Origin of the sequence: Sandarakinorhabdus sp. (assembly GCF_032115815.1) — a bacterium.
In the GTDB taxonomy this organism is placed as follows: domain Bacteria; phylum Pseudomonadota; class Alphaproteobacteria; order Sphingomonadales; family Sphingomonadaceae; genus Sandarakinorhabdus.
Genome location: NZ_JAUMBI010000041.1, coordinates 1,327 through 9,919, shown reverse-complemented (window position 1 = coordinate 9,919; position 8,593 = coordinate 1,327). Strand labels below are relative to the sequence as shown.

Below are 8,593 nucleotides of genomic sequence, written 5' to 3'. Positions count from 1 at the left end.
TGTCTCACATGGCCATTCTGGGCCGCCCGAGGAAGTCCTTCTTGCCAAGCGGCAGCCCCTTGTTGCGGAAAATCCCGTACACCATCGAGGCATGGAAGTAGAAATTGGGCTGGCTGAAGCTGAGCAGGAAATCCTCGCTCTTGAACGGCATCCTGCGTTCCCCGAACACGAAGGCGGTGTCGCCTCCAATGAAGCCCTCCATCTCGGCCTCGGTCACCGTTGCCAGCGCGGCATCGGCATCCTTCAGCATGGCGGTGAAGCTGGCATAATCCGCATCAGGCATGGCAAAACCGCCGCCGGGGCTGAACTGGCCCGTACGCACCGCCGCAATCGCCCCGGCACTGTGCGCCGCGACGCTCTGCACCTGAAACGCCAGCGGAAACATGTCGGGTGCCAGACTGGCTGTGGCCAGATCGCCAATGCCGGCGGCTTCGGCCTTGGCCAGCACGTTCAGGCAGCCGCCAATGACCTGGCGGCAGGACGGCACGAAGGCGGCGTGGAGTGAAAGCGGCATGTTTGAATCCCCCAGATGTTGCAGGGTGACTGTGGGGCGGTTTGCCGGCGGGGGCAAGGCGCCGGCCCGGCTACCAAAAAAGAAGGGCGGCCCGATGAGCCGCCCTTCCCGTTCAGTATGTTTGCGCGATCAGTGCTGCGTGGCGGGCATGAGAACCTCAAGCCCGTCCAGCGCCGCCGAAGCCTTGATCTGGCACGCCAGCCGGCTGTTCGGCTGGGCGGTATCCGCCAGCTCGATCATCGAATCTTCCAGTTCGCTGCGCTCACCAGTGAGCGCCTGCCATTCCGATGGAATATAGCAATGGCAAGTGGCGCAGGCCGCGTTGCCGCCGCAATCGCCATCGATGCCCGGCACATTGTTCTGCACCGCGCCTTCCATCAGGTTTTCACCTTCCGGCACATTGACTTCGTGGCGAGCACCATTGTGCTCGACGTAAATGATCTTGACCATGTTATCCTCTGCTCAGGCCGGAATGCGGACCATCATCGATTTATAACCCCGCACGAAGGCACTGGGCACCCGCTCCGGCTCCTCCAGCACTTCGATATGATCAAAGCGCTTCAGGATTTCTTCCCACAGGATCTTCAGCTGCAATTCGGCGAGGCGGTTGCCCACGCAGCGGTGGATGCCGAACCCGAACGACATATGCTGCCGCGCGCGGGCGCGATCGATGATGAACTCATCCGGCCGGTCGAGCACGGTATCGTCACGGTTGGCCGACGAATACCACATCACCACCTTGTCACCCTTGTGGATCAGCTGGCCGCCCAGCACCGTATCCTGCAGGGCGGTGCGGCGCATGTGGGCCAGCGGCGTCTGGTAACGGATGATTTCCGAAACCATGTTCTCCACCAGGCCGTGATTGGCCTTGAGCTTGGCGTATTCGCCCGGATTCTTGTTCAGGAAATACAGCCCGCCGGTGATCGAATTGCGGGTCGTATCGTTGCCGCCCACGATCAGCAGCACCAGATTGCCCATGAATTCCATCGGCGGCATGTTCCGTGTGGCGGGGTTGTGCGCCAACATCGAAACCAGATCGCCGGTCGGTTCGGCATTCACCCGCTCGTTCCACAGCATGGTGAATTCCTGCAGCATGCCCAGCAGAATGCCCTGACGCTCTTCCTTGCCCGGGCTGCCTGGCAGTTCCGGATCAGAAGTGCTGACATCCGACCAATAGGTCAGCATGCGGCGGCGCTCCTGCGGCCAACCGAACAGGGTGGCCAACATGCGGCTGGTCAGTTCGATGGAAACCTTGTCCACCCAGTCAAAGGCCTCGCCGCGCGGCAGGCTGTCCAGCACTTCACAGGTGCGGCTGCGGATCAGTTCTTCGTAACCGGCAAGATTCTGGCCCGAAACGATCGGGTTCACCGCCTTGCGCTGCACATCATGCTTGGGTTGATCCATGGCGATGAACATCGGCATGATGAAATCCGGATCCATATCGAACAGGGTGATCCCGCCCAACATGGCTTCGGAGCTGAACACCTGGTGGTTGGTGTCCACCGCCATCACGTCGTTCCAGCGCGTCACGTTCCAGAAACCGCGGTGGCGGTTGCTGTTCACGTGCGTGAAGAAAATGGGGGCTTCCTCGCGCAGGCGACGGAAATAGACATGGTTGGTGTCCGTCTCCCACCACAGCGGATCGGCAATATCCACCTCGTCGAGCGGTGCCGAGGCCAGATAGGATTCCAGCGTCGCCTTGTCGTGATTGGCAAATTCCGGCCGCACGCGCGGTGGCAGCGGCCAGCTCACACTGCCCTGCGGCAGCGTTTGGGTGATCCGCGTGTCTTTCAGTTGCGTCGCCATATGGTCCTCCCCATGGGATTTTGCCCGCTCTCGTTTACGGAGATACACTACGCAAAGCCAGGTTTCCAGCCAAAAATGCGGATTTGATCTCCGCATTTGCACGGATGACCGGATGCTGATCCTGGTGACGGCGGGCAGCGCACAAGCTTGCTGTTGCGGTCAGCCTTGCCCCCAGCCTGCCGTATGCTGCGTGCTGCGATGAAGGTGATTCAGCCCACCAGCGCCAGTTGCGGCGGGTCGAGCACTTCCTGCACCACCCGGTCCAACCCCAGCGCTCGCGCCACGGCCGCTTCCAGATCGGCATCGATCAGATAATGCCGGCCAAGCACCAGGCGGGCGGGCCCGGCATCGGTGGCAACTTCGGCGACCAGCTCACCGCGCCCCTTGGCCGGCGCCGGCCCAAGCGCCGCGAGCAGCACGTCCACTTCCGCCGGGTGAGCAATCTGCACCACCAGACGGCCGCGCGTGCGGCGAGCCAGATCAGCCAGCGGCTGGCAGGAACGCATGGTCAGGCGCGGCACATCCTCGCCCTCCTTCCACTGCAATTCCATGCCGATCAGCAGCGCCGGCGACTCGTTCACCAAGACCTCGATCTTTTCCTGCAGCTCCTCGTCAAAGCAGCTGGTGACATATTGGCCCGATCGATCGGAAAAGCTCAGGAACTGATAGCGGCGCCCGGCCTGGGTGCTGCGCCAGCGCCGTTCTTCCAGCCGGCCGGCCATCATCACCATTTTCTTGCCGCCACCAAGCGGCGCCGTCATGCCAACCACCTCGCCAAAGCTGACAACCTGGTTGGCAGTGAGCACATTGGCATAGGCATCCACCGGATGCCCGCTGAAGAAGAAGCCGAACGCCTCCTGCTCGTGCGCCATACGCTGCGCCATCGTCCAGTCGATATTGGGCACCATCAGGGCCAGGCTGGCATGATCCGATACGCCGGTGGCATCGCCGAACAGCGCCACCTGCGCGCTTTCACGTTCCTGCGCGGCGGACTGGGCGCTGGCCATGATGGCTTCGGCCAGGGCGTGAACGCCGGCGCGATTGGGGTGGAGTGCATCAAAGCCGCCCGACGCGATCAGGCTTTCCAGCTGGCGCTTGTTCAGCCCGCGCGGATCGACGCGGCGGGCAAAGTCGGCGAGGTCCTTGAAGGCCCCCTTCCCGTCCCGCTCGGCGGCCAGCGCCTCCATGGCTTTCAGGCCAACACCCTTCAGCCCGGCGAGCGCGTAGCGCACCGACAAGCCGAAACACTCGTCATCCTCAACGGTGAAATCGGCCGCCGACACGTTGATGCACGGCGGCAGCACTTCGACATCGGCACGGCGCGCGTCGTCAACGAACACCGCCAGCCGGTCAGTATTGTCGACATCATAGGCCATGGAGGCGGCATAGAAGATGGCACGGTGGTGGGTCTTCAGCCAGGCGGTGTGATAGCTGACCACGGCATAGGCGGCGGCGTGGCTCTTGTTGAAGCCATAGTTGGCGAATTTCAGGATCAATTCGAAAATGGCGTCGGCCGTGGCTTCCTCGATGCCGTTGGCGGCGGCGCCAGCGCAGAAATCGGCCTTTTGCGCCACCATTTCGGCGTGGATCTTCTTGCCCATGGCGCGGCGCAGCAGATCGGCCTGGCCGAGGCTGTAACCAGCCAACTCGCGCGCCAGGCTCATCACCTGTTCCTGATAGACGATGATGCCATAGGTTTCGCGCAGGATCGGCTCCATCGCCGGGTGCAGCAATTCCACCTTCTCGCGGCCGGCCTTGCGCAGGGCAAAGCTGGGGATATTGTCCATCGGGCCCGGGCGATAGAGGGCGCCCAGCGCGACGATATCGGCGAAACAATCGGGGCGAACCTGCGAGAGTGCGCGGCGCATGCCTTCCGATTCAAACTGGAACACGCCGACCGTGTCACCCTCGGCGATCAGCTTGTAGACCGCCGGGTCGTTCATCGGCAGCGTTGCCCAATCGACCTCAACGCCGCGGGCGCGCAGCATGGTCGCGGCGCGGTCAAGCACCGAGAGCGTCTTGAGGCCGAGGAAGTCGAACTTCACCAGACCGGCCTTTTCGGCGGCCTTCATTTCGAACTGGGTGACCGCCATGTCCGAGCGGGGATCGCGGTAGAGCGGCACCAGTTGCGACAGCGGCCGGTCGCCGATCACCACGCCGGCAGCGTGCGTGGAACTGTGGCGCGGCAGACCTTCCAGCTGCAGGGCGATATCGACCAGCCGCTTCACCTTGGCGTCGCGCTCGACCTCCACCATGAACGGCATTTCGCCCAGATAGGCCCTGCCGTCCTTGTCCGCCCCGCGCCCCAGTGTGCGCGCCAGTGTCCACGGGTCGGTCGGGTGATTGGGCACCAGCTTGGCGAGTCGATCGATCTGGCCATAGGGCATCTGCAGCACGCGGCCGACATCCTTCAGCACGGCGCGGGCCTTCATCTTCCCAAAGGTGATGATCTGCGCCACCTGCTCACGGCCATAGCGCTGCTGCACATAATCAATGACTTCACCGCGCCGCGTTTCGCAGAAATCGATATCGAAGTCGGGCATCGAGACGCGGTCGGGGTTGAGGAAGCGTTCGAACAGCAGGCCGTGTTCGAGCGGATCAAGATCGGTGATGGTCAGCGACCACGCCACCACCGAGCCGGCGCCCGAACCGCGCCCCGGCCCGACCGGGATTCCCTGCAATTTGGCCCACACGATGAAATCGGCCACGATCAAAAAGTAACCGGCAAATCCCATGCCGTTGATGACGTCGATCTCAAACGCCAGCCGCTCGCGATAGGGAACGCGCGCCGTCTCTTCGAGGCCCAGCACATCCAGCCGCTTTTCCAGCCCCGCCGCTGCCTGTGCCTGCAGCGCCTCGTCTTCACCGCCTTCCGACAGGCGCGGCAGGATCGGCTTGCGGCTGGGCGCCATCATCGCACAGCGCTGGGCGATCACGATGGTGTTGGCGATGGCTTCGGGCAGATCGGCGAACAGTTGGTGCCAGTCGTCCGCCGATTTCAGCCAGTGCTGCGGGTTGGAGCGCTGGCGGTCCCCGGCCTCGACATAGCTGCTGTCGGCGATGCAGAGCAGCACATCGTGCGCCTCGTGCATATCCGGCGTGAGGAACTTCACCGGCGCCGTACCCACAATCGGCAGCCCGCGCGCTTCAGCGAGGCGCAGCAGCCCGGCCTCGCTCTTCTGCTCGATAGGCTCATCGCTGCGCGAAATCTCGATGTAGAGCCGGCCGGGGAACAGCCCCTCCAGCCGATCGGTCATCGCATCGACGCTCTGGCCTTCGGCGAGAAGGCGCGCCAGTGCGCCATCGGCGCCGCCGGTCAGGCAGATCAGGCCTTCGGTGCGTCCGTCCAGCTGTTCCAGCCGCAGCACCGGGTCGCCGGCCATTTCAGAACCCAGATGCGCATCCGACACCAGCCCGATGAGATTGGTGTAGCCCGCCGCATCCTGGGCATAGATCACCAGCCAGTCGATCAGCGCTCGCCCCTGCAGCGTGGCTGAACCTGGTCGCTCGATGGGCAACAGCGCACCGGTAACTGGCTGGATGCCATTGTCCTTGGCGGCGGCGGCGAAATCCATCGCGGCAAACATGTTGGCCCGGTCTGCCAGCCCAATCGCCGGGAAGCGCAATTGACGCGCCGCCTTGGCCAGATTTTCCGGCTGAATGGCGCCTTCCAGCATCGAATAGGCGCTGTGGCAGCGAAGAGGGACGAATCCGGCGTGAGGCACGGATTGACTATGCGCGCGCTGCGCCGTGGCTGCCAACCGATACGGCGATTTTGTCCCCAACTAAAAGCGAAGGGCGGGCAAGGTTGCCCCCGCCCGCCCCATCAGCCGTTAACTTCGTCCGGCCTCAGGCCAGATAGTCGTGCAGCACCTTGCCATAGGGCAGCGTCATGTCGGTGACGATGTGCAGCCCGCCCATCTGTTCCAGTACCGGCAGATCGGCCATCGGGCAGTTCACGGCGTTGGTCAGTTCCAGCCGTGCGCGGCCGGTCCAGGCGCCCTTCACGACGACCTTGTCGAAATTGATGCCAACCAGCTGGGCAATTGCCGGCGTGCCATCGATGTCGGGGATCAGCTTCAGCGTCACCTGGGTGCGCTTCAGCATCGCCGCGATCTCAGCGAGATCATCCGGGCTGCTGTGCTTGTAGACCATGGTGCCGCTGGCCACTTTCTGGCCGGCATAGACCAGTTCGCCGGTCAGCGTGTCGCTCGCCGTGACCAGCTTGGGCTGGCCATATTTCATCGGATAGCCCCAGATTTCGCGACCGCCAGCCAGTGGCGGACAGTTGTCGACATACATCTGGACGAGGAAGTTGCACTTCTCCCCGTTCAGCGTGCACGGAATGGTCTGCACCGCCGCCGAATAGGCGCCAAAGCCTTCGCCATCGGGCAGGTCGAGCCACTGCACCGACACCACGTCGCCATCGGGCAACAGCGGCTCCGGCAGCAGCTTGCGGATCATCGCCGGATCAGTGCGATACTGGATGATCATGTACTGGCGGTTGAAGAATTTGTACGGGCCCGTCGGATAGGTCGGGCTCTGCAGCGGCATCGAGCTGAGCTTCAGCACATCCTGCTTGTTCATGTCCTGTCCCCCCTCAGGCGTCTTTGAGATAATCGAACAGCACGCGGCCGTGCGGCAGCGTGAGATCGGACACGAAATGCTTGCCGCCAACGATGCGCAGGATCGGCAGATCGGCCACCGGCGCATTCACGTGCGGGATCAGTTGCAGCCGGGCCGGACTGACCCAGACGCCCTTCACCGTGATATTCTCAAGATTATAGGCGACGAGCTGGCAGATCTTCGGACTGCCATCGACATCGGGGATGATCTTGAGGTTGCACGACGTCTTGGTCATGCCCTTGGCCTGGGCCTCGCAGCCGCCGGGCGCTTCCTGCCACTTGTAGGCCATGGTGCCCATCGCCACCGACTGGCCAGCGTAGGACAGCGTGCCGGTCAGCGTGTCGGAGGCAACCTCCAGCTTGGGCAGCGCATATTTCTTGGGGAAGCCCCAGATTTCACGGCCACCGTCGATCGGTGGTTGATCATCCAGATACATCTGGGCGGTATAGTTGATCGGTTCACCATTGAAGGTGCACGGGATCACGATGCCGCTCTCGGTGTAATCGCCGAAACCCGAGCTGTCGGGCATCTTGATCCATTCGTAGAGCACCAGATTATCGGCGTTCGGCACCAGCGGTTCCGGCACCGCGGCGCGCAGCAGCACCGGATCGGTTTCGTAGGTGATGATCATGAATTCGCGGTTGATGAAGCGATAGGGCCCCAGCGGATAGCTGGGTGCCACCGCCGGCATCGACGGCAGTTTCAATATTTCTTCCGGTGTCATCGTTACCCCCGTGAACGAAAAAAATCAGAGAAAGGCAGACTTGATGTCGGTGGACGAACGCACGCCGACATCATCGAAATGTTCGTCCAGCCACTTGCTGGCGGTGGCGCGGCCCACATCGCGCAGTGTCTTCATGAAGCCCCAGTCCGGGTTCAGCTTGCTGGTGACGCCCAGGCTGGTCATGTACTCTTCGTTCATGATCGAATGGATCAGCATGCGGCGATGCTTGTCGTCGTTCAGCTGGCCATCATCGATCAGGTGGCTGACAAAGGCGATCGCCCGCATTTCCCGCATCAGGCTCGAATTGAAGCTGATCTCGTTGATGCGGTTCATGATGTCCTTGGCGTTCTTGGGAATCTCGTTGCGGTTGAGCGGGTTGATGTGAACGATCACCACATCGTTGGTGTCGCTGCCGTAGATCAGCGGGAAGATCGCCGGGTTGCCCATGTAGCCGCCGTCCCAATAAGCCTCTCCGTCGATCTCGACGGTGTGGAACATGAACGGCAGACAGCCCGACGCCAGTACCTGATCGGGTCCGATTTCATGGTTCTCGAACATCCTGACCTTGCCGGTGCGCACATTGGTGGCCGACAGGAACAGTTTGACCGGGCATCCTTCGCGCAGCACGTTGAAATCAATCGAGCTTTCCAGCACCTTGCGCAGCGGATTGATGTTCATCGGATTGAGTTCATAAGGCGACATGATGCGGGACATGATGTCCATCATCATGAACACCGGGCTGTAATCCAAATTGTGATTGTTCAGCGCCTTGTCGATCCACGACGGCTGCAGCGGCCCTTTCGCGCCTTCGTCGCTGATCTTCTTCCAGAATTTTTCCAGTTCCTCGCGGGCCCCGTCGGCGCCGCCGATGGTCAGGCCATAGCCCAGAACCGTGGCGTTCATGGCGCCGGCGCTGGTGGCGC

Annotated in this window: 7 protein-coding genes; all 7 read right to left on the bottom strand. The window is 62.4% G+C overall.

Translation table 11 applies throughout. From position 1 onward, the window contains the following. Nucleotides 1–4: 4 nt before the first annotated feature. Nucleotides 5–514, bottom strand: coding sequence for a DUF1993 family protein (locus tag RT662_RS02205; protein ID WP_313668791.1), 510 nt, complete (start codon nucleotides 512–514; stop codon nucleotides 5–7). A 129-nt stretch (nucleotides 515–643) separates the two neighbouring features. Next, nucleotides 644–964, bottom strand: a complete 321-nt coding sequence (locus tag RT662_RS02200; RefSeq protein ID WP_313668789.1) for a 2Fe-2S iron-sulfur cluster-binding protein — start codon at nucleotides 962–964, stop codon at nucleotides 644–646. 12 nt (nucleotides 965–976) lie between these two features. Continuing rightward, on the bottom strand, nucleotides 977–2,320 hold the full coding sequence (locus RT662_RS02195) for a cytochrome P450 (protein ID WP_313668787.1): 1,344 nt from the start codon (nucleotides 2,318–2,320) through the stop codon (nucleotides 977–979). A 209-nt stretch (nucleotides 2,321–2,529) separates the two neighbouring features. Further along, entirely contained in the window at nucleotides 2,530–6,045 is a 3,516-nt protein-coding gene (dnaE, locus tag RT662_RS02190; protein WP_313668785.1) for a DNA polymerase III subunit alpha, read from the bottom strand. Between the two features lie 124 nt (nucleotides 6,046–6,169). After that, nucleotides 6,170–6,907 (bottom strand): acetoacetate decarboxylase, encoded by a 738-nt coding sequence (locus RT662_RS02185; RefSeq protein WP_313668783.1) that lies wholly within the window; start codon nucleotides 6,905–6,907, stop codon nucleotides 6,170–6,172. Nucleotides 6,908–6,920: 13 nt separating this feature from the next. Continuing rightward, nucleotides 6,921–7,670: an acetoacetate decarboxylase gene (locus RT662_RS02180; protein WP_313668782.1), complete on the bottom strand. Its 750-nt coding sequence runs from the start codon at nucleotides 7,668–7,670 to the stop codon at nucleotides 6,921–6,923. 24 nt (nucleotides 7,671–7,694) lie between these two features. After that, nucleotides 7,695–8,593 (bottom strand): patatin-like phospholipase family protein (locus RT662_RS02175; RefSeq protein WP_313668780.1); only part of this gene is annotated, 899 nt, incomplete at its 5' end.